This window comes from Bremerella sp. JC817, assembly GCF_040718835.1.
Taxonomy (GTDB): Bacteria; Planctomycetota; Planctomycetia; order Pirellulales; family Pirellulaceae; genus Bremerella.
In genome coordinates this window covers 191103-212978 of the sequence record NZ_JBFEFG010000268.1, presented here as the reverse complement: position 1 = coordinate 212978, position 21876 = coordinate 191103, and the positions used below count along the sequence as shown (strand labels likewise).

Below are 21876 nucleotides of genomic sequence, written 5' to 3'. Positions count from 1 at the left end.
ATGAAAGGAGCCTTTGGTATGGAACCGGAAATCAACCAGCCCCCAGTCGTATTGGTTACGGGGAGCGGCGGACTGATCGGGTCGCGTGTTTGTCCTCGCTTGCAGGAACGTTACACAGTGGTCGGAATCGATCTGCATCCTCCTGAAGAGCCTAATGAGCATCTCGACGACTGGTATCGAGTCGATTTGACGGAACAAGACAGTGTTTCCCAGGCCATTGCTCAGGTCAAAGCCGACTACGGAGACCGGCTAGCCAGTGTGATTCACTTGGCCGCCTACTATGATTTTTCCGGCGATCCGAGCCCTCTTTACGACGAACTTACCGTCAATGGGACAAGGCGTTTGATCGACGAACTGCAGACGATGCATGTCGAGCAGTTTCAATTTTCCAGCAGCCTGTTGGTGATGGAGTCTGTGGGAGTTGGTCAACGTCTTACTGAACGTTCGCCGACCAACGCGGAGTGGGCTTACCCAGAGTCGAAGCTGAAGACCGAACGCGTATTGCAGGAAGAACGGGGCGATATTCCAGTTCTCGTCCTCCGAATTGCCGGAGTTTACGACGAACAAGGACACTCGCTTCCCGTTTCTCATCAGATTCAGCGGATCTACGAGAAGCAAATGGAAAGCTACTTCTTCCCCGGCAACGAAAAGTGTGGGCAATCCTTTGTCCACCTCGATGACCTGGCGGAGTGTATTGTCTCTGCAGTCGATCGAAGAAATCAGTTGCCGCCTTGGAAGACATTGCTGATTGGCGAAGAAGATGTGATGAGCTACGCCGAACTGCAGGAAGCGATTGGTCGGAACTTGCATGGGCAGGAATGGCCAACGATCCGCATCCCTGCCTTTGTGGCGAAAGCAGGCGCCTGGGTCAAACTACGCATGGCTTCTTCCAAGGAAGATGAGCCGTTCATCAAACCTTGGATGGTTGATCTGGCCGACCAGAACTATCCCATTGACACCACGGAGGCGCAACAATGCCTCGGATGGGCGCCACAGCACACGCTTCGCAAAACGCTGCCAACCATTCTGGATTGGTTGAAGTCGGATCCAACTGCGTTTTATGCAACCAATAAGCTTGGCGAACTCGAACCCGCCGAAGGTGCCAAGGGTTGATACGATGAATCGACCTGCGAAAGTCGAACGGCCTGATCGAATGACCGAACATGCCCCGGTGGCGCCTTGGGCTCACAATCCCTCAGCATGGTCGCAGCGAGTGCCCGTTTGTCTGTTAGCGTTCGCTGCCACATTGATCGCTTCGCATCTCGCCGCGTTCCAATGGGGACTGATCTCGTTCGTTTGGGATCCGTTATTTGGCAATCAGAGCGCGATGGTGATCGGCTCTGACATTGCCAAAAAAATGGATCGTTGGGTCGGCGTTCCTGATGCGGCCTTGGGAGCTCTCGCATATCTGGGGGACGCGATCTTCGGATTGGCCGGTTCCACGCGGCGCTGGTACGAGCGCCCCTGGATCGTGGTGTTGTTCGGGATTGATGTGATTCCGCTGGGAATCGTCAGTGTCATCCTCGTACTGCTGCAGACGTTTGTTTTGGGACACTGGTGCTTCTTGTGCCTGATTACGGCCGCGATCTCGCTGGCCTTGGTCTATCTTGCTTACGACGAGGTTTACACCTCCCTGCTCTACCTTTGGAAGGTTTGGAAGGCTTCCGGTAGCTTCACCGTCACTTGGAAAGCACTGTGCGGCTATCCATCCGAAGTAGCAGAAAAGATCGCGCTGGAGATGGTCAATCTTCCAGAGAAGAAAGAAAGCTAAATCATGTGGGCACGTGTTGCAGAATTCATGCTGGGTTGCTGGCTCCTCTGTTCTCCTTTCATTTTCCCGGAAGAACATCGGGGAGCGGTGCCTGCACTGGTCGACTTTTCTTTGGGTGGCATGGTGATGACATTTGCTCTGTTGTCTTACTGGCGACCAACCAGGTTCGCGCACATTGGCACATTGTTTCTCTCGCTGGCCATAATCTTGCTAGCTCGGATCATGCTGGCTCCTGAAATTCCCCCTTCGGGGCAAAATTTCATGATGATCGGGTTGTTACTGTTGATGTTTTCCATGGTTCCCAACAAGGCGTTCGATGCCCCAGAAGCATGGCAGCGCTGGCTATCCGAATCGAGCGGTGAACGACCCACGATCTGATCGCTCAGCGACCAAACCTTGCTGCTCAGTTCTATGGGGCGCATAAAAAAAGCCATCACGAGGGATGGCTTTGCCCGAGGGCATAAGTCGCTAGCGGACAGCGATTTAGCGGCTGACAATTGCCTGCAACACCGTAGTGAAGTCGACCGTGTTCAGCAGCAAACCAAGCTGCTTCACTTCGGCCAGCTTTTGGCGGCGGGCACGTTCTTCTGGGGTCCAATTTTGGCGAATCGCACGGCAAGCTTCCTGAAGCGAAGCCTGGGTCGCGGTTTCGGTCTTAGCAGGGATCGCTTCACAGATGGCAGCACTCATGGGACTCAACTCCATTTAAGGTTGTTTGTTTAGGATGCCTGACTGAATGCAAGTGCCGTACCAAACGCTTCAAAACAAATAAACCATTCTCGGGGGGCACGTCCTTTGCGGGCCTATTCCCACAAAAAGAAATGGGCGGGCCGCAAGTTCGCTCTAGAATTGAAACAGGAGGATCTTCGATATGTCGAATCAATGCGTAGTCGCAATCTACGACGATTTCACGGCCGCCCAAGAGGCCGTCCATAAGCTCGATCAGAGCAAGTTTCCGTCAGAGCAGGTCTCGCTGGTGGCAAATAGCGTCCATCAAGATCTCCCGACGACCGAAAACCTGCAGTATGGCGACGAATCAGAACGCGATGCGGTAATGGGAGCAGGCGTGGGGGGGTTGGTTGGCTTCTTCATGGCTGCCCCGCTATTAACGATTCCAGGCTTCGGCCTGATGCTGATCGCCGGCCCATTGGCGGTAGGAATCACGGGGGCGATTGTGGGCGGCCTTCTTGGGTCGATGATGGGCTGGGGCGTGCACGAAGACCATGTAGCTGAGTACGAAGACGCGGTCCGACAGGGATCGTTCCTGGTGGTCGCCAACGGCGATCCCTTCGACGTCGACTATGCGAAACAGATCCTCGATGAAACGCCAGCCAAGTCGGTGACTTTGCACGCTCGAGACAGCGCCGATAGTGTGGAACCGTAAACGAAACATCCACGTTCGAGCGCACGAAAAGAGCCAGGGCGAATTCGACCTGGCCCTTTGTGTTTTTCTGATTGGATCGCGAGCCAATTAGGCTTCGATCAGCATTCGCGAAGGTTCTTCGATCGCTTCCTTGATGCGTTTCAGGAAGGTCACGGCTTCACGACCGTCGACAATCCGGTGATCGTAGGTCAACGCCAGGTACATCATCGGACGAATCACGACCTGACCGTTGACGGCCACTGGACGTTCTTCAATCGCGTGCATACCAAGCACACCACTTTGCGGTGGGTTAACAATCGGGGTCGACAGCATCGAACCGTAAACGCCACCGTTGCTGATGGTGAAAGTACCACCGGCAAGATCTTCAGGCTTCAACTGGCTGTTTTTGGCACGGCCAGCGAATTCCTGGATGGCCTGTTCGATTTCAGCGAAGCTCATGCGTTCCGCAAACTTCAGTACCGGAACGACGAGGCCCTTACCGGAACCGACGGCGATACCAATGTGGAAGTAATTGCGATAAACGATGTTCGTTTCGTCACGAATTTCGGCGTTCAATTCCGGATGCGCCTTCAGGGCGTCGATCAACGCCTTGGTGAAGAACGACATGAAGCCAAGCTTCACGCCATAACGCTTCTGGAACGATTCGCCGTGACGCTTACGAAGGTCCATCACGTACGACATATCGACCTGATTGAAGGTCGTCAGCAAGGCAGCCTTCTGCTGGGCTTCGACCAGCTTGGAAGCAATGCGTCGACGAATCAGGCTCATCGGAACGACTTCTTCCATTTCCGATTCGCTACGCGTTTCGCTGCCACCGGTAGGACGGCTGGCGATCGACTGGACGTACTTTTCGACGTCTTCGCGACGAACCGTCTTGCCGCTTGGTGCGACATCGGAAGCCGACAAACCGTGCTTCAGCAGTTCACGACGACCCGATGGCGTAGCCTGGATGTCGCCGGAACCAGCAGCAGGAGCCGGGGCAGCAGGTGCTGCGGCAGCCTTTGGTTCTTCGGCCTTCTTCTTTTTGTCGTTCTTTTCTGCTTTTGCAGCCTTGGCGGCTGGCTTGGCTTTACCGCCTCCCTCTTCAAACAGGGCAATCACCTCGCCAACCGAGACGATTTCTCCCTCTTGCTTCAGGATCTTCTGCAGGGTGCAATTTGCAGGGGCGGCCAAGTCCATGGAAGCCTTGTCGGTTTCCAACTCAACGACGTCTTCGTCTTCTTGGACGTCGTCCCCCTCGCTCTTCAGCCACTTCAGGATTTGCACTTCCTGAATCGACTCGCCCGATTCGGGCACTTTCAATTCGATGGTCATCTTCCGCAGCTGTCCTTTCTAGGTGTCGTTAAAGGCTCGTTCGAGTAGTTGTTGCTGCTCGTACTCGTGAGCCGCTTTGGATCCGGTTGCCGGGCTGGAAGATGTCTCCCGGGCGATGACGGAAAGAGGGAATCGCTCGAACATACGATGCCCGTAACGTAATTTCCAATAAGGCCAGACGCCCATATTGTCGGGTTCTTCCTGGACCCAATACAGCGGAACGCCGTCCTGGTATTGATCGAGAACGGCTTGAACCGTTTGATTCTTGAGCGGATATGGCTGCTCGACACGAATGATCGCCACATCGTGACGATGGTGCTCTTCGCGGTAATGAGCCAGGTCGTAATAGACCTTGCCGCTGCACATGATTACGCGAGAAGTCGTTTCCGGGTTCTCACGCGTATCTTTGATGATTCGCTCGAACTTGTTGGTCGCCAGTTCTTCCAGCGACGAAACCGCAGCCGGATGTCGCAAGAGGCTCTTCGGCGTGAACAGAATGAGCGGCTTCTTCCACGAACGCTTCATCTGGCGACGCAGCACATGGAAGTACTGAGCCGGCGTCGTTGGAATGGCGACCTGAATGTTGTCTTCCGCAGCCAACCACAGGAATCGTTCAAGTCGGGCACTGGAGTGTTCCGGACCCTGACCTTCGTAACCATGTGGAAGCAACAGAACCAGACCACTCAGTCGACGCCACTTGTCTTCCGCACTTGCCATGAACTGGTCGATGATGACCTGGGCGGCATTGCTGAAGTCGCCGAACTGAGCTTCCCAAGCGACCAAGGCATTGGGGTAGTCCAAGCTATAGCCATAATCGAAGCCCAACACACCAGCTTCGCTGAGCGGGCTGTTGACGATTTCGACTGGGGCCTGCTTGGTCGACAGGTTCGAGAAGATGCTGTGCTCTTGCCCGTTGTTGATGTCGTGCAGCACCGAATGACGCTGGTTGAACGTACCACGCTGGCAGTCCTGACCAGACAGCCGGACGCGATGCCCTTCCATCGACAGCGTTGCGAAAGCCAAAGCTTCGGCAGCGGCCCAGTCGAGCAAACGCTCGCCGTTGGCCATTTCCTTACGCTGATCGGCAATACGCGTCAGCTTGCGATTGCGGTGGAAATCTTCCGGCACCGTCGCCAGCATTCGCAGGATTTCCCCGGAACGCTCGACTGAAATCCGCGTTTCTGGACATTCGTCTGCGGGATCGTGATCCGGGTCAGCATCGTCCGAAGATGGCTCCAGACCGCCGTCGAACTCTTCCCAGACCCCTTCAGGACGACGAAGCGAACGCTCTTTCATCTCTTGAGCGATGTCGTATTCGCCTTTCAGGAATTCCTGATAGTCGTCCGTCATCTTGTTGGCTTCTTCGACCGTGATCCGCTTCTGATTGATCAGGCGTTCCAGGTAGCTGTCGCGAATGGGCGGCTGCTTGTCGATCGCCTTGTACATCAGTGGCTGGGTGAAGCTTGGTTCGTCCGCTTCGTTGTGGCCCAATCGGCGGTAGCAGACCAGGTCGATAATCACGTCACGCTGGAAGGTTTCGCGGAAGTCCATCGCCATCGAGACCACATCCGCCACGGCTTCAGGATCGTCGCCATTGACGTGGAAGATCGGAATCTGCAGCATCCGGGCAATGTCGGTGCAATAGCGGGTACTTCGCGAGTCATCAACCGACGTGGTGAAACCAATCTGGTTATTCACAATCACGTGGACCGTTCCGCCAACCTTATAGCCATCTAATTGGCTCAGGTTCAACGTTTCCTGCACGATCCCTTCGCCAATGAACGCGGCGTCGCCATGGATCAGAACAGCCATCCCCTTGCGGCGGTTCATATCGCCGGTGCGGTCCTGCTTGGCTCGCAAACGGCCCAACACCACGGTATTGATGAACTCGAGGTGGCTCGGGTTGAACGACAACGACAAGTGGACTTCGTTTCCGGACGAAGTCATTTTGTCGACGCTATTGCCCAAGTGGTATTTCACGTCGCCACCACCAATGAACTGGTGGAAGTCAACATCGTTGAACTGGGCGAAGAGTTCGCGTGGTGGCTGACCGATGATGTTGGTCAGCACATTCAAGCGGCCACGGTGAGGCATCCCGAGCACGACTTCGCGAACGTGATTCGACGCGGCCCGATCAATCAGAAGATCGAGCATCGGAATCAGCATTTCCGAGCCAAACAACGAGAACGTCTTGGCACCGACATACTTTTTACGAACGAATTCCTCGAAGACGGTCGCTTCAGTCAGTCGTTGCAGGATCTGCTTCTGAACCCCGTTCGAAAGCTCTTTAATGTGCGACTGCCGTTCAATGCGATCAATAATCCACTGCTGGACTTCCAATTCATCGATGTGGGTGAACTGGTAACCGATATGGCTGCAGTAGAGATCCTCGAGTCGTTTGACCAGGTCGCGAAGCGGAATCTGTTCGATCTGGTCGCCGTTAGTGTAATAGACCCGTTCGTCGAGATCGGACCGGGACAACCCGAACGATTCGAGCGACAGCGGGGTGCGGACCTGCTTGTTAAGCTTCAGCGGGTCGAGCTTGGCGTTGTAGTGCCCACGAGAGCGGTAGGCATGGACAAGTTGATCGGAGCGGTACTGCGTCTTCTGGAGCTTGACGTTGCCAGTCGTTCCACCAACCGGTCCACTGTCGCCACCACCCGACTCGCGGAAGATGCTGCGAGGTTGGAACGAAGGACCCTTCGATCCGAGCTCGCTGGCAGCGATCCCGTTTTCGGCGGCTTGCCGATCGAAGTAGTCGCGCCAGTTTTCGGGAACGTCGTTGCGATCGTCCAGGTATTTTTGCAGGAGCTGTTCGACGTAGCTGGCGTTATAACAGGCTAAGTCGAGCTCTTCCGCTGGTTCGGCACTCATCTGCCTCGGAGAACTTTCTGAGATCATTTTCGTCGCGATGCCTCTTTACCTACTAGTTTTACGCGTTTTCGTCGCGGAGCAAAGGGATGTCGGGGGTTGCAAACCGTGACCTTACAAAGATTTCCCACATTTCGAAAAATCGAATGCCATGGAAACGAACCAAACCTGTTCCTGCCTGGGTCGGGACATGCGAACGTACACTCGGATCGAGTTGAGAGGTCCTGCCAGAAAGTGCCATGGAGGGATTCATCTTGGGGTTACCCCGCATCCTTGTTCGGGGAGCCTTACCACTAATTGATGAAGGTTGGACCTAATTAAGTTTCGAGAATGAGAAATCCATCAATTAGGATTTCTGCCGCAATAAAAACGCATTAGCGTACAACGCGCCAACCTAATCGTCTATTTCAATTCTGCCGGGTGAATCGATTTTGCTCAAAATGGTTAATCAACCGGTCATAATTGCAACACCGGCTGGCAGGCCATGGCAGCGCCCCACCATAATTGGCTGGGTCTCGACCCAGGCGTCGGGCGGAACGATCGAAGGAGGGCCGGGTTGAAACAACCTTGGCTAAAGGAAGGTTTGCTGAACTGGTGAGAATTTTAACGCTGCTTTCCCAGAGTCAACTTGCCTTCGCTTGCGTAGCCCTTTCCTCACAACACACCAGCCTTCTGCGACCACAGATATACTGGTCTTATCTGTCGCGCAGCCAGCTGCGGGAGCATCGACATCGAAAAGCAATCAACATGTCAGGCCTTTTTGTAGCTTTTCCTTGCTGATATTGAAGATTTTGGATAAGAATGGGCCAAAACTTCAGACAACCCCACGATACCCTTCGAAGAACCACCGACCGGTAAGCAACAACAGAAAGAACAATGGCGAAAAAGGCTGGCCGAACTGCAGTCCGCATGAAAGACGTCGCTGAAATGGCTGGCGTATCGCGAATGGCTGCCTCTGCGGTATTGATGGGAACCGGGAACGGACGTATTCGCGTTTCAGAAGAAACAGCCGAAGCGATCCGCAAAGCGGCTAAAGAACTTGGCTATCGTCCAAACATTGCTGCCCAGCAATTGGCGGGCAAAAAGAGCAATGTCTTGGCCGTGGTTGTCCGGGAGACCCGGAACTTCTTGACCCAAAAAGTCATTGCCGAACTGCAAAGTCAGGCCGAAGGGCATGGCTTGCGTTTGCTGACCGCAGGCTCGTACCCTGCCCTGGACGGCTTAGAACGCCTGGTCCAAGACCTGGATGCCGGTTGGGTCGATGGGGTGATGTACCTGGCCCATGAAAATGACGACCAGTGGGATGACGTTCAGAAGCTGCTTGGCGGACGCCAGAATGTGCTTTCTGTGCTGGAAGACGTGGGCGGCAGCGATGTTTGCCGCGTGATCAGCGACGTCCGAACCGGGGCCTTCGAGACGATCGAACACCTCGTATCTTCAGGCCGCAAGAAGGTTACGCTGCTAACAGAACAACGCGAAACTTTGTCGATTCTCGACCGAATTCAAGCCTACCGCGATGCCTTGGCTGAGCACAACATGGAGCTCACCGAGGAGCAAATCGTGGTGGACACCAAGGGCTGGCTGGTCAACGATCCGACCACGTACCCGCGCTTCGACGAGATTGTCGAACGCCTGGTAAAGAAGGTTGGCGGCGACGTGATTCTGTGCGATACAGACTTCAATGCGGTGGCTGTCTGCCGCTCGCTTCGCCGGCTGAATATTTCGGTTCCGGACGATGTCGCGGTGGTCGGCTGGCACGACCTGCAGTTCTCTTCCCTGCTCGATCCCCCCCTCACCACCGTTGCTCATGATTTGCCGGGATTATTGAAGGCGGCTATCAGCGTGATCCAGTCCGAAAAGGCCGACATGCCCTCGGAACTGCTGATCCCGACGAAGCTTAGAATTCGTCACACTTCTTAACAACAATTTGCGGTTCATTTGGACACTTGGTCGACACAGTCAGCCAAGTCAACCGTCATTCGCGAAGCAGTAGAAAATAGGGACCCGATTCTCCGGTCCCTGTTTCGATTTTTGTCCATCCGAGCGCGCGATAGAACGCTAGTGCTCGACGATTGCTGACCTCGCATTTCAGCTTCCAGGGTAAGGGAAGCCAGGCTTCGAGCGACTCCAGCAGGCGGGTTCCGATTCCTTGCCGTTGCCAATCCCCCGCGACCAGCAGGTAATGGATAAAGGAATCAGGCTCCCAGATCGTCACGATTCCTACAATCGCTCCATCCGCAGCTTGAGCCACGAAGATCTTCTCCCCTTCGGTGGCCTGACCGAAGTCTGTTACGTGTCCCGTTTCGGGCGGCGGAAAGGTCGCGCCGAACATGACATCTTCAAACAGCCGTTGAAGCTGAATATTGTCGTTCGGATCGGCCGGGCGTATTTGAACCATATCCATCTAAGAGCGACCTAACGCATATGGGTTCACCCAATGGTTCAGATTACGAGAGTATTGCTTCCGACAACGATTTCTCACTGAGAATCGGAGCTCCTATACACGGCTTCCGATTTGTTAGGCAATGCAAACGCGGACTAGGTAAATTCGATCGCCCAGCGGCGATAGCCTCCGCTCACGTTGACCGCGTCGATCCCGTTTTGAAGCAGAATGCGTGTCGCCAGGTAGCCCCGCTGTCCCACGGCACAGTAAGCGGCCACCTTTTGCCCATCGGGAATCTCGGCCAGATGCTCACGCAGGAGCTCGACCGGGATGTTCTTGGCACCCGGAATGGCTCCTTGCGAGAACTCACCGGTCGTCCGGACGTCGATCAGCATCAGATCGGAACGGCCAGCCAGCTGGTCTGCGTGGATAATCGGCTGATCTCCCCGAACGACGCCTGAGGCAATGAAGCCCGCCATGTTGACCGGATCCTTTGCATGGCCATACTGCGGGGCGTAGCAAAGTTCTGCTTCTTCCAGATCGAAAACGGAGAGATGTGCCTGCATGGCCATGGCGATCACATCGATCCGCTTATCGACGCCGCTGGTTCCGACCGCTTGGGCTCCTAAGATCTTGCCACTGTCGGGCGCGAACAGCAGTTTGAAGAACATCCCCTGGGCACCGGGAAAGTATCCGGCGTGATCGGTCGGGTGCAGGTAGATCTTTTCGTACGTGATGTTTTTGCTTCGCAGAACCTTCTCGCTAAGGCCGGTCATGGCCGCCGTTTTGCCGAACACACCGACGACGGCGGTTCCCTGGGTTCCACGGTAGGTCGATTCGCGGCCGAAGATGTGATCGCTGGCGATGCGTCCCTGCCGATTGGCAGGCCCGGCCAACGGAATTTGCGTCGGATCGCCTGTCGTCGAGCAGATGGTCTGGACGACGTCGCCTACTGCGTAGATATCGGGGTCGTTGGTTTGCATATTGCTGCTGACCAGAATTCCCCCGCGCGGCCCACATTCGATGCCTGCATCGGCTGCCAGTTTACTGTCAGGGCGAACACCGATGCACACAACGCCGAAGTCCGCTTCGACCTTTGACCCATCGTTCAGCGTCACCAGGAGCGACTTGCCTGTCGAATCGAACTCTTTCGCGGAACTTCCCAACTTCAGCTCGACACCTTCCTGCTTTAGGTGCTTCTCTAGCGGAAGGACCATCTCACGGTCCCAGGGGGGCAGAATCTGGTCGGCCAGCTCGACCAGAGTGACCTGCAGGCCGCGACGAGCCAGGTTTTCGGCAACTTCGATACCGATGAAGCCGGCACCGACAATCACCGCTCGCTTCGCCCCCGAGGTTGCCAACTCGCGCATGCGGTCGGCGTCGTTTAGATCACGCAGTGCAACGACCTTATCGCTTTGAATCCCTGGAATTGGTGGCCGGAACGGGGAAGCGCCCGTGGCAATGACCAGCTTGTCGTACGATTCGTCGTACTCTGTCCCTGCGTTCAAGTCACGAACAGTCACCTTCTTGACCGTACGATCGATCTTGATCGCTTCCGAGCGAACACGAACGTCGAGGCGATGCCGCTGCCGCAGCATGTCGATCGGCGCGACGAGCAACTTCTCGCGTTTCTCGATCTCGCCGCCAACGTAGTAAGGCAATCCGCAATTGGCGAAGGAAGGATAGTCCCCTTTTTCCAGGACGACAATCTCTGCACTCTCTCCTAAACGCCGAGCTCGAGCAGCCGCCGAGGCACCGCCGGCGACTCCACCGATGATGACGATTTTCATGATGTCTCCCCTTTCCATCCTGCGTGGTAACCTGATGGCTTTCTGCCTATGATATCGACGCAAAAGGCGCCGATAAACGACTCCTTATTGGGAAAGTGGAACGTACGCATAGCCATCCGATTGCAAGTTGATACTGGCAGTGAATGCGGACACCGCCGTATCGACAAACATGACGACTTGCTCACCAGATTTGCCTTTGCCGGCGAGCGATTGTCCACAGACGAACATCGCGACGCCTTCTTCGTGCAAGGCCCGCAGTAATGGAAGGTTTGGATTCTGCTTGGTTTGAAACTGCGCGGCATAGGCCTCGTCATTAAGCACCGCCAAGGTTGCCTCGCCATGAAATACCAGCGCAATACTAGCAGTCGCTGGTTCCTTGCCCGCCCCTGCCATGATGTTCACGTATCGAGCGACTTTCTCGATCGCAGGGTAAACCTTTGCCGGATCGCCTCCCGAGGTAATATCAACCAGCACCTTGCTACCGGAACGTGGTTGATGCGCCGCCGTAGGAAGTGGCACGACCCCGCCATGCCCTTCAATTTTCGGGAAGAGCATCTCGCTTGGCTTGGCATCGACCGCATCAGAGTTCGGAACAGGATGCGAACGTTGTGCTTCGTCAAATCCCTTAGCGACGAATCCAGAAACGACTTCCGCATGGGCTTGGATTAACTTGGCGACCTTGGGATCATTTGAGGTCTCGGTGACCTTCACCCCCTTCTCTGTCTGCTCGACTTTCATTTCAATCTTGTCGGCATGGCGAAACAGCTCTGCAAAGAGCGGATCGCGATTACGAATCGGTTCGTTTTTCTCCACCCGTTCCTTCATCCAGTGAACATGCTCCTGGATTTTGGGAACGACATTTGGATCGTCCGATTCGGTCACCGTCGATACGCCGTTGGGAAGTTTCGTAACTGTACGACGAATCTTGACGTGATTCTCCAGAAGGTAATGGAACACCTCCCGATCTTCGCGGAAACGTGCGTCTCCCCCGCCCCCTCTTCCCCTTCCCATCTGGGCGGAGACAACCGTGGGCGTGATGAACATCATCATTACCAACATCGACAAAATAGGGCGACTCATGGCGATCTCCTTACCCGATTGAAAATGGTTCAGTTGGAAGTCAACTAAGCGCGACCTTTCAGCATGCCGTACCAATACAGAGCAGGCAGCCCGAACTTCTTCAGCATCAGCATGCTGAACCGTTCTTTCCCTTGATCGAATGGAAACGTTTCAGCTGGTTTGCCGCTATAGTCGAACTCAGCCAGGATCAGCGAATCGTATCCGGTCACCACTGGGCACGACGTATAGCCGTCGTAGCGACCGGTGAGCGGCTGACTGGCCATCTCGGCCAGCAGATTCTTCACCAACACCGGGGCTTGCTTCCGAATGGCCGCCCCGGTCTTTGATGTTGGCAGGCTCGAAGCATCACCGAGCGAAAAGACATTCGCGAAGCGGATATGCTGCAGCGAGTGCTTATCGACATCGACCCAGCCTGCTTCGCTGGCCAGGGGGCTATTCGCAACGAAGTCAGGGGCACTCATCGGCGGCGTGACGTGGATCATGTCGTACTGGATGACCATCTCTTCGTTGGTATCCATGTGCTGGTAGATGGCTTCTTTCGACTTTGCCCGAACTTCGACCAGGTTGTGAAGAAAGCGTGTATCCACACCCTTTCTAGCGGCGACTTTCTCGAGCTCTTTGCGATATTCATCCACGGCGAAAAGGCGTGGCCCGGCCGCGGTAAAGATGACGTTGATGCGATCTCGCACGCCTGCCTGACGAAAGTAGTCTTCCGCCAGGTAGCAGATCTTTTGCGGCGCGCCGCCACACTTCACTGCCCCGGCAGGCTGCGTGAATAGAGCGGTACCTTCTTTGAGCGTCTGAATGAACTTCCAAGTACTTCCAACCGTCTGGATCGAATAGTTACTACAGACACCGTCGTGACCGACAGCCTCTTTCAAGCCTTTGATCTTGTCCCAGTTGATTTGAATTCCGGGACAAACAACGAGGTATTCGTACGCAATCGTTTCGCCGTTACGTGTCGTCAGTTGTTTCTCGGCCGGGGAGAAGTTCGCCACGGCATCTTGAATCCACTTCACACCCCGCGGCATCACATCGACTTCGTTTCGAGCCGAATCTCCAGGCTTGAAGATTCCACCACCCACAAGCGTCCAGAGTGGCTGATAATAATGCTTTTCCGAGGGTTCGATCACCGCGATGTCGAGTGAAGGATCTGCCTTCCGCAAGCGAGCGGCGACCGTGATCCCAGCCGTTCCACCGCCCACGATAAGAATTTGATGATGACTCATGGTATTCGCCTAGACTTTGTTGGATGGATTCGAGGGGGAATTGGGATGCCGTTCTTCCAGCAGCGAGCCGAAACACTTGGCGAACTGGACCGCGAAGGCGAGTGCTCGTTGCGTGCTCGGATCTTGCGAAGCTCCGAGCAGCCCGAACAAGCCGAGTCGCTTGGGAACCGGATGTTCGCAGCTTCCTTGTCGGCAACTTGAAAGCGCACTGCCTGCCAGGCTGACTGTTTCGACAGAGAACTCGCTCAGCACATCCGATTTCAACAGGTAACCGAGCCGGTCCAGTTCTTCGCGTCGGATCTGACCGCCCAAGTAAAGAGCCGCCTGAATACCGTTGCGAAGACTCTGTTCAAGATTGATGCCTTGCTTTTTGAGGTCAGCGGCCCACTCGTCGAAGACATCGGTCGCAATTGCCACCAGGTTCGGCAGCTCGTCACTCATCTCCGCTGCCTTTTCCAGCTGCGGCAGATGATCGACCAGGGTACTCAGTGCCTGGATGTTCTGAGGCTCAGTTGCCTTCTTGAACAACGCCAGCAATTGTCCGGCACGGGCCTGAAGATCGATTCCGTCTTCCTTCGCTTTTTGGGCCATCTCGTCAAACACATCGGTCGCGATCGCGATGAGATTTGGGATCTCACCGGCGACCTCGAGCATTTGATCGAGCTGCTCCGCCTTGTCGAGCAAGCGATGCAACATCGCCTGCGTCTGCGGATCGTTCAATCGATCGGTGATCGACATCGAACGCTCGCTGGTTTCAACTTCGCTCATGGGTCTACTCATTTACAACTTGGGAAGCGCGGCCGCCTCGGGACATTAGTTCGACGAAACAGCATCGGCGGTCACTGTCGGCAAAGACGCCCCGTTCCAGGCCAAGATGCCACCTTCCAGATTGATTGCGTTTTTAATTCCAGCCGCTTGAAGCACACTGACAGCAATCGCCGAGCGAGCACCGCTGCGGCAGTTCACCACCACGGGGCGATCGCTGTTGATCGAAGAGATCGTCTCCGGCAGTCGGCCCAGAAAGTGATGGCTGGCGGCGGCAATATGACCTGCATTCCATTCTTCAAGCGAACGAACGTCGATCAGTTCGACCGCTTCCTCCGAAAGAAGTTTCGAGAGCTTGACGGCATCGACTGTTTGGTACGCTTCGGTCATCGCCGTTGAAAGATCTTCACGCTGGAAATAGCCGCGAATGTCTTCGACGCCAATCTGCAGCAGAAGCTTGTTTGCCTGATCGACCTCGTCAGGCGTTCCGATCAAATAAACCGGACCGCTGTAGTCGACCAACCAGCCTCCCCAGGCGCCGAGCATCTTGAGTGGTATGTTGATCGAGCCTGGCACGTGGGCTTCGCCAAAGGCGGCCGACGCGGAAAGATCGAGCAGCGTGCCTTGCTCCAATGCGGCCGACAAATAGGTTGCTGGAAGCGTATCGAGAGGCTCGACGCCTTCCAGGACGCGCGGGCCTTCTTTGTTGACCCGCTTCATCTCTTTGAAGTAGGGCGGAACTTCAGGTTGATCGGCCAGCACGTAGTCGACGAATGATGCTTCGTCGCTGAACTGCAGGCCCGGGTTAAACAGCTTTTCATAGCCAACGGTGGACGAAGGAATCGCACCGAGTCCTTTGCCACAAGCGCTGCCAGCTCCGTGGGCAGGCCACACTTGAAGGTAGTCAGGCAACTGCTCGAAGCATTCGAGCGATGCGAACAACTCGACTGCCCCTGCCTTGGCGGTTTCAGCGAGACCGGCAGCTTTCTCCAGCAGGTCAGGTCGGCCGACGGCGTTCACGAACACAAAGTCGCCGGTGAAGATCCCCATCGGCTGGTTGGCTCCGCTTCCCTGATCGGTGAGCAGAAGCGAAATGCTTTCCGGCGTGTGGCCTGGGGTGTGCAGCACGTCGAAGCGAATGTTGCCGATCAAGAAGTGATCGCCGCTATGCAACAGTTGGTGATCGTAGGAGGCGGCGTATTCGTACTTCCACTCTGCCGGGCCTTCATCCGACAGATAGAGTTTCGCACCAATCCGTTCGGCCAACTCACGAGCACCAGAAACGTAGTCAGCGTGAATGTGGGTCTCGGTGACGGCCGTGATTTCGAGTCCTTCCCTCTTAGCGGTCTCGATATATTGCTGCACGTCACGTCCAGGATCGACCACGATCGCCACTTTCGCCCGTTGACACCCGACCAGGTAAGACGCGTGGGCGAGCGTCTTGTCGTAAAAGTATTTGAGTAACATGGCTACGGTCCTTGCGTTTATAGAAGGGTTGATTTCACGATCACGAACAGCGCGACGAGGATCACTGCCGTCGCGAACACTTTTTGCAGCGTCGCCCCATTGAGGCGTTTACTGAGCAAACCTCCCAGCCACATGCCGAGAAACCCGCCCACTAGGAATTCCAACGTCAACATCACCGGGAAGTCCTTGCCACTGATGAAGTGCGAAAAAGCTCCACTGGCGCTGATCAGAACAATTACAAAGAGCGACGTCGCGATCGCGCGATGGATGTGCATCCCGCTGAAGAGCACCAGCGCCGGGACAATCACAAATCCACCGCCGACGCCAAACAGTCCCGACAGCACGCCGGTCGCCAAACCGATCAGCAATAGCAAGCGGGCACAGCGCGAGGTAAGGATCAACTCGCCGCTTTCAGTGCGTTGGCAGGCCGAACGATCGGCATCCGGTTCGCAAGCGGGTTTCGGTCCGGCGGATGGCTTCGCTTTCTGCCACATGCGGTAGGCCACGACAAACATCAGAAAGGCGAACAGCGTCAGCAGGACGTCGCCCGGGAGTTTTTTGGAGAGATACGATCCGATGGGGGCACCTAGCATGCCGGCGATGGCGAAGAAGAGCCCAGTCCGGAGTTCGACTTCATTTCGTAGCAATCGAGGCAATGCCCCTGAGATCGCTGTGCCACCAACCGCGGCCAGCGAGATGCCAACGGCTTCGCTGGGGTGAACTCCTAAGCCGTAAACCAGCAGCGGGACCGCAAAGATGCCACCTCCTCCGCCGGTCAAGCCGAGGGCGAACCCCACAATGCATCCGAACAAAATTGCCAGGGCCATGGTCATGGCGTCGCCTTCATCCAATACGTTTCTGACAATTCACGCCGATTTCCCTTATCACCTCGACATATCTCCAGGTGGCGATACGTTAGGCCAAAAAAAGGGAGCTTATTCCAGTCGATACTTTGCCCCGCACGGAAGGAATCGCCCTTCGATGCAGGCCATTAGTTGCTGAAGGTGTGGTTCGGCGACCTGGTAGTAGACGAATCGACCTTCGCGTTCACTCTTGAGGAAGCCACACCGCTGCAGCAGACGCAAATGCTCCGACGCCACGTTGTCCGGGACATCGCAGTGCTGAGCCATTTCCCCCACGGTATACCTTCCCCGGAGCAGCAACTGCACGATCCGCAATCGCACGGGATGGGCCAGCGTACGGAGGCATTCGGCCGCTTCGGCGAAGTCCTCGACACTTCCAGGTGGTTTGGGTGGATTCTTGCTCATGACTTGTCTTACTGCTTGGTATTGTGTTCCTATGATCTTTTTATATCGCGACCTCCCGAGATGTCAACTTGTATTATTTCGCGCTGCTGGGAGGTTATCGCACGCCCCTGCCCTTACCGACCAATTCAGAGCAAACAACGGCAGAGAGACAACCCAAAAGGTCGACTGGCATCGTTTTCGGATTTCGGTTAGCCGAACTTTCTGCGAGCATCCAGCGGGCTTCATGAAAATTCGCCATGGCTGGGGAACGGCCTCGGTTGGGCGCTTGCAGCACTTCTCGCGTGTTAGAATCGAGCGAATACCATCCCGTTTGCAACCTGATATCCCCTTCCTGACGAGCGTTATAGGATCTGCGCGATGCCCACCGAACTGTCTGTCAACGAAACGAATCGTCGTACGTTCCTGCAAAGTGGCGCGGTCGTGTTGGCCGCGATGGGGCTGTCCCTTCGCGAGTCGTTGGCTGCCGATGCCTCGATTTCGCCGATGCCTCGATTTCGCCGATGCTGCGGTTCGGACTGCTCACCGATATTCACTATGCCGAAAAAGACGCCGCCGGAGATCGCTTCTACCAAGAGTCGCTTGGCAAAGTGAACGAAGCGGTCGACTACTTTAACCAGCAGAACCTGCCGCTGGCGATCGAGTTGGGCGATCTAATTGACTCCGCCGACTCGCTGGAGAAGGAAGTCGGGCACCTTCGGAAGATCGAGGACGCTTATGCTCGATTCCAGGGAGAGCGTCACTACGTACTCGGCAACCACTGCGTACACACGCTGAAGAAGGAAGAATTTCTACAGCATACCGGCATGAAAGCTCCTCATCAGTCGTTTGATGTGGGGCAGTTTCACTTTGTAATTCTCGATGCCTGTTATACGAGCGACGGGAAATCGTACGGCCGAGGGAAATTCGTCTGGACCGATACTAATATCCCAGATTCGCAGCAGAAGTGGCTGGCTGAAGATCTCGCGAAGACCAACAAGCCAACCCTTGTGTTCGTTCATCAACGACTCGATCTCGATGCCCCCAACCACTACGCGATTGGGCAATCGGCCGCTATTCGCAAGATTCTCGTAGATAGCAAGAAGGTCCAGGCCGTCTTCAGCGGGCACAGCCACGCCAACTTCCATACGTCTCTACAAGGAATCCATTACACCGTGATCCGCGCTGTCGTCACCGGTAGCGGTCAGTCCAACAATGGCTATGCCCTGGTGAACCTATTTGAAGATGGATCGTTGAAGATCGAAGGGAAACGCGAACAAGCGGCATATTCTCTCACCTAACGATTCGCTTCGTCCGTCGATTGAGGTCACTCAAAGTCGATGAAGTTCGACCATCTTTTGGCTGATTGCCCACTTTTGCCATGGGACATGCTAGGGTTTTAATAGGTCTGTGGGTTGCCGCATTGTCTTGTTCACAGGATTCTTTAATTTGCTACCTCTCGAGCTGACCCCCATATTTTTCTCGTTCGAGTCGAGAGCGGTGTCTTTCGTTTCGTGCTTGAACCCATGCCAGAAGAGACGTCTTCGTCCAGTCCATCACACGGCGTCATTCTTTTAGCCAATTGAATTCTTCAAGGGTAAACCATGTTCGCCGCCAATCGCACGATCCTGCATGTGGACGACTCGGCTTTGATTCGCGAGATGGTCGCCGATCACTTCACGCAGTTGGGCTACAACGTGATTTCGATTGCTGATCCGTCGGAAGTGATGACGGCCCTGTTGGTCAACAATTGCCAGGTGGTGATCTCTGATATTCAAATGGAACCTGTCGATGGCCTGACACTGCTGCAGCAGATCAAGAAAGATGATGGCGGCGTTTCGGTGATCATGCTCTCGGGGCTGATTGGTACTAACACCATTCTGCGATCGATGCGATGGGGTGCCGAGGCATGCATCTTTAAGCCATTGAACGATTTCACTCGTTTAGAACGTGCCGTCGAAGCGGTCTTCAAGAAGCACGAAGAGTGGTGGATGTCGTTGCAGGAAGCTCACGTGAAGAATCGTTCCACCGCGCCAGGTAACGATATGTCGGCCTCCGCCACCAATCAAGTGCTGATGCCCAACGCGGCGGTCGACGCCTGACCTCGCATCGCTTATTGCGGAAATTGACAAGTCTTTTGCAAATTGCGCCATCGCCCCTACTCTACTGGGGGCACTAGACTAGAGGCAAGCTCCATCGGTGAGCTGCCATCTGGCTCTTTCTTGGTCTGCTGACCAAAGGTTGAAATGGACGCGTCATTTTTTCGTTTGCTGTTGATCGGTACCGTTTGCCTTGGCTTGTCTGAGTTTACATTCGCCAACGATTCGATCATCAGGATCGACTTTGGTTCATCGCAGCGTCTAAGCGAAGCTCCCTGGAATAACATCGACCAGCCCGGAGCCAGCGGAATGGTACTGACCAACGCGCTCGATCAAACGGGAAAGGCGACGTCGCTATCGGTTCGCCAACTCGACCCGTGGGCGGGCTTCAATCTTTCAGGCACTTCCAACCACGCGTCCCTGCCTGCTTCAGCGAGTACCGATTCGTTCTACCTCGAACAGGGCGTCGATCCGGCAGCAACACTACGTCTGGAAGGTTTGTCGCCAGGCCACCGCTATCGCATCACCATCGATGCTTCGCGGATGGGTGGCACCGAAATGCGAAGCGGGAAATACACGGTCAACAACCACACTAATAGCCTAGACGCGAAGAACAACCAAGGTCGTCCCCTCATGTTCTCGGATGTCGTTGCCGATGGGAAAGGCTTCATAACGATTGATATCCAATGTGCCGCCGGTTCGCAGTACGCTTATCTTGGCGCGATGCAAGTCGAGGGCCATTTCGCCGCGGCGGAAGCGAACCGTTTGGCAGCCGACTCATTGGATGGACCACCGCTGGTGAATGCCATGGCTTGGGGCATCGCTAACGGAGCGACTGGCGAGATGCTCTGGAGCAAGAATCCAGACCAGGTTCGAGCGATGGCCAGCACAACCAAGATGATGACCGCGCTGATTGTTTTCGAGCTTTGCCAGGAAAAGCCAGAACGCCTGAAAGAAGTGGTTTCGATCTCAAAGCGCGCCGATGACATGCCCGGCTCGACGGCTGCCGTAAAAGTTGGTGAGAAGGTCGTGGCGCACGATCTTTTGTTCGGACTATTACTGCCGTCCGGAAACGACGCCGCGATCGCCTTGGCGGAACACTTCGGCCGCTATCTTCCTGACGACAATGGAAGCATACGGAATGGCTCGGCCGCTGCATGCTACGACCGCTTCGTGGACCATATGAATGCTAAGGCTGCCGAGTTGGGAATGAAAGATACGATTTATCTCGCCCCGCATGGTAATAGCGGCAATCGCAGCACCATTCGCGATCTCACCAAGCTGGCGATGTTTGTTCTCCTAAAGCCTGCGTTACACGAATACTTCAACACCCAGCATCACTCCGCTGAGATCGTCCAGCCAAGTGGCTCGAAACGAATTCACTACTGGAAGAACACAAACGAATTACTCGACATCGAAGGCTTCGATGGGCTGAAGACCGGCACGACAACGATGGCGGGGGCCTGCCTGGTCGCTACCGGCGTACGCAACGGAGACCGCCTGGTAGTGGTCATCCTGGGATCGAAGCGCGACTCGCGCTTTCTCGACACCCGTAATCTCTTTCGCTGGGGCTGGACCCAACGCGCGGCGATCACCCGCAGCGGCCAATAGCATGATCGTCAGCAGCACCAGCGGGATCGGGATCATCGCCATGGCTTATATCTCCGCGATCCAATGGAGATCGAAGTAGGTAAATGCCAGGGCCTGTTGTTGCCGTAAGTCGGCCAATGTCTAAACCGTCTGTATGGGGGTTCCGACCAGCTCAATACTGGCTCGGCGATATTGGATTTGACGACCTTTAAACAACGATTTCTCAGGAAGAATGCATCGAGACTTCCAGGCCAAATGCCTTCTGCCACGGTCAGCCAGGTGGGTTGCCGATGAATGGGTGGGTAATTTTCCAGTCCACTGGTCGATTCATTAGACCGGTACCTGTGACAGAGTTGGGGATAAACCCGCGATGGCATTGAAATCGCCGCCAGCATTACGTTCCGATTCGGCAGTTTGCAGCGGCGGTTCCCACCTGAAGTAGTTAGTTCTTGCGGGTAGATGCAGCTCGACCCGCAATTTTTCGAGCCGTTCAACAATCTGGCACGCAGCCTGCATTTAGTTAGTTCAACAACGAGGAGCCCCAATCTGGTCACGCACGTTTGACCCAACTCCTCGCCATCATCACCGGAGAGTCTCGACTCTCCAACTTTCTGGGAGACGTACCATGAAGAAGTTTTTGACAATGCTGTTGCTCTTTGGCTTGTTCACCTCGAGCTCGGTCGTTTCCGGCTCGCATGTTCACTTCGGCCGATTGGCATTTCTGAAGCATCAGTCACCTTCGTACCACCAGTCTCGCTAACGTCTTCCCAGGGAATTGGCTGCTGGCAGCCCTCCAACTGCCAGTAGCCGATTCCCCTGAAGAACGACGCACAACGACGCAGGCTCGCACCGGGAAGTTCAGCACAACTTCCCACGTGCGAGCCTGTTT

20 protein-coding genes are annotated in these 21876 nt (G+C 55.3%); 9 read left to right on the top strand and 11 right to left on the bottom strand.

Annotated elements, in window-relative coordinates; translation table 11 throughout:
- Positions 1-18: 18 nt before the first annotated feature.
- The 3 genes from AB1L30_RS12305 to AB1L30_RS12295 are packed head-to-tail and all read left to right on the top strand — an operon-like array spanning position 19 to position 2149.
- Positions 19-1113, top strand: coding sequence for an NAD(P)-dependent oxidoreductase (locus AB1L30_RS12305; RefSeq protein WP_367013721.1), 1095 nt, complete (start codon positions 19-21; stop codon positions 1111-1113).
- A gap of 4 nt (positions 1114-1117) precedes the next feature.
- On the top strand, positions 1118-1771 hold the full coding sequence (locus AB1L30_RS12300) for a vitamin K epoxide reductase family protein (RefSeq protein ID WP_367013720.1): 654 nt from the start codon (positions 1118-1120) through the stop codon (positions 1769-1771).
- 3 nt (positions 1772-1774) lie between these two features.
- Entirely contained in the window at positions 1775-2149 is a 375-nt protein-coding gene (locus AB1L30_RS12295) for a hypothetical protein (RefSeq protein ID WP_367013719.1), read from the top strand.
- 105 nt (positions 2150-2254) lie between these two features.
- Here the strand turns inward: AB1L30_RS12295 and AB1L30_RS12290 are convergent, their stop codons facing one another.
- Positions 2255-2461 (bottom strand): hypothetical protein, encoded by a 207-nt coding sequence (locus AB1L30_RS12290; protein ID WP_367013718.1) that lies wholly within the window; start codon positions 2459-2461, stop codon positions 2255-2257.
- 181 nt (positions 2462-2642) lie between these two features.
- Here AB1L30_RS12290 and AB1L30_RS12285 point away from each other — a divergent pair, with 181 nt between their 5' ends.
- On the top strand, positions 2643-3155 hold the full coding sequence (locus AB1L30_RS12285) for a general stress protein (protein WP_367013717.1): 513 nt from the start codon (positions 2643-2645) through the stop codon (positions 3153-3155).
- An 87-nt stretch (positions 3156-3242) separates the two neighbouring features.
- Here AB1L30_RS12285 and odhB read toward each other — a convergent pair whose 3' ends face one another.
- Both odhB and AB1L30_RS12275 read right to left on the bottom strand, forming a co-directional pair.
- Positions 3243-4469: a 2-oxoglutarate dehydrogenase complex dihydrolipoyllysine-residue succinyltransferase gene (gene odhB, locus AB1L30_RS12280; RefSeq protein ID WP_367013716.1), complete on the bottom strand. Its 1227-nt coding sequence runs from the start codon at positions 4467-4469 to the stop codon at positions 3243-3245.
- A gap of 18 nt (positions 4470-4487) precedes the next feature.
- Positions 4488-7343 (bottom strand): 2-oxoglutarate dehydrogenase E1 component, encoded by a 2856-nt coding sequence (locus tag AB1L30_RS12275; RefSeq protein WP_367013715.1) that lies wholly within the window; start codon positions 7341-7343, stop codon positions 4488-4490.
- A 906-nt stretch (positions 7344-8249) separates the two neighbouring features.
- On the opposite strand from AB1L30_RS12275, the gene AB1L30_RS12270 reads away from it, so the two are divergent.
- Positions 8250-9260 (top strand): LacI family DNA-binding transcriptional regulator, encoded by a 1011-nt coding sequence (locus AB1L30_RS12270; RefSeq protein WP_367013714.1) that lies wholly within the window; start codon positions 8250-8252, stop codon positions 9258-9260.
- A 55-nt stretch (positions 9261-9315) separates the two neighbouring features.
- Here AB1L30_RS12270 and AB1L30_RS12265 read toward each other — a convergent pair whose 3' ends face one another.
- From AB1L30_RS12265 to AB1L30_RS12230, 8 genes are all read right to left on the bottom strand, one after another.
- Entirely contained in the window at positions 9316-9744 is a 429-nt protein-coding gene (locus tag AB1L30_RS12265; RefSeq protein ID WP_367013713.1) for a GNAT family N-acetyltransferase, read from the bottom strand.
- Positions 9745-9878: 134 nt separating this feature from the next.
- Positions 9879-11513 (bottom strand): FAD-dependent oxidoreductase, encoded by a 1635-nt coding sequence (locus AB1L30_RS12260; protein ID WP_367013712.1) that lies wholly within the window; start codon positions 11511-11513, stop codon positions 9879-9881.
- A gap of 84 nt (positions 11514-11597) precedes the next feature.
- The gene (locus AB1L30_RS12255) at positions 11598-12668 is read right to left on the bottom strand and encodes a DsrE family protein (protein WP_367013711.1); all 1071 of its coding nucleotides are present in this window, start codon (positions 12666-12668) and stop codon (positions 11598-11600) included.
- Positions 12638-13822, bottom strand: a complete 1185-nt coding sequence (locus AB1L30_RS12250) for an FAD/NAD(P)-binding oxidoreductase (protein WP_367013710.1) — start codon at positions 13820-13822, stop codon at positions 12638-12640. The genes AB1L30_RS12255 and AB1L30_RS12250 overlap by 31 nt, the downstream gene beginning before the upstream one ends.
- A gap of 9 nt (positions 13823-13831) precedes the next feature.
- Complete coding sequence (locus tag AB1L30_RS12245) at positions 13832-14590, bottom strand: DUF1641 domain-containing protein (protein ID WP_367013709.1); 759 nt, start codon at positions 14588-14590, stop codon at positions 13832-13834.
- Between the two features lie 45 nt (positions 14591-14635).
- Positions 14636-16054, bottom strand: a complete 1419-nt coding sequence (locus AB1L30_RS12240) for a rhodanese-like domain-containing protein (protein WP_367013708.1) — start codon at positions 16052-16054, stop codon at positions 14636-14638.
- Between the two features lie 17 nt (positions 16055-16071).
- Complete coding sequence (locus tag AB1L30_RS12235) at positions 16072-16887, bottom strand: sulfite exporter TauE/SafE family protein (RefSeq protein ID WP_367013707.1); 816 nt, start codon at positions 16885-16887, stop codon at positions 16072-16074.
- Positions 16888-16989: 102 nt separating this feature from the next.
- Positions 16990-17322: a metalloregulator ArsR/SmtB family transcription factor gene (locus tag AB1L30_RS12230; protein WP_367013706.1), complete on the bottom strand. Its 333-nt coding sequence runs from the start codon at positions 17320-17322 to the stop codon at positions 16990-16992.
- 500 nt (positions 17323-17822) lie between these two features.
- Between AB1L30_RS12230 and AB1L30_RS12225 the strand changes: the two genes are divergently transcribed.
- The 4 genes from AB1L30_RS12225 (at position 17823) to AB1L30_RS12210 (ending at position 21747) form a co-directional block, all read left to right on the top strand.
- Complete coding sequence (locus AB1L30_RS12225; protein ID WP_367013705.1) at positions 17823-18599, top strand: metallophosphoesterase; 777 nt, start codon at positions 17823-17825, stop codon at positions 18597-18599.
- Between the two features lie 303 nt (positions 18600-18902).
- Positions 18903-19400, top strand: a complete 498-nt coding sequence (locus AB1L30_RS12220) for a response regulator (RefSeq protein ID WP_367013704.1) — start codon at positions 18903-18905, stop codon at positions 19398-19400.
- Positions 19401-19544: 144 nt separating this feature from the next.
- Positions 19545-21008: a hypothetical protein gene (locus tag AB1L30_RS12215; protein ID WP_367013703.1), complete on the top strand. Its 1464-nt coding sequence runs from the start codon at positions 19545-19547 to the stop codon at positions 21006-21008.
- 604 nt (positions 21009-21612) lie between these two features.
- Entirely contained in the window at positions 21613-21747 is a 135-nt protein-coding gene (locus AB1L30_RS12210) for a hypothetical protein (protein ID WP_367013702.1), read from the top strand.
- Positions 21748-21876 lie beyond the last annotated feature (129 nt).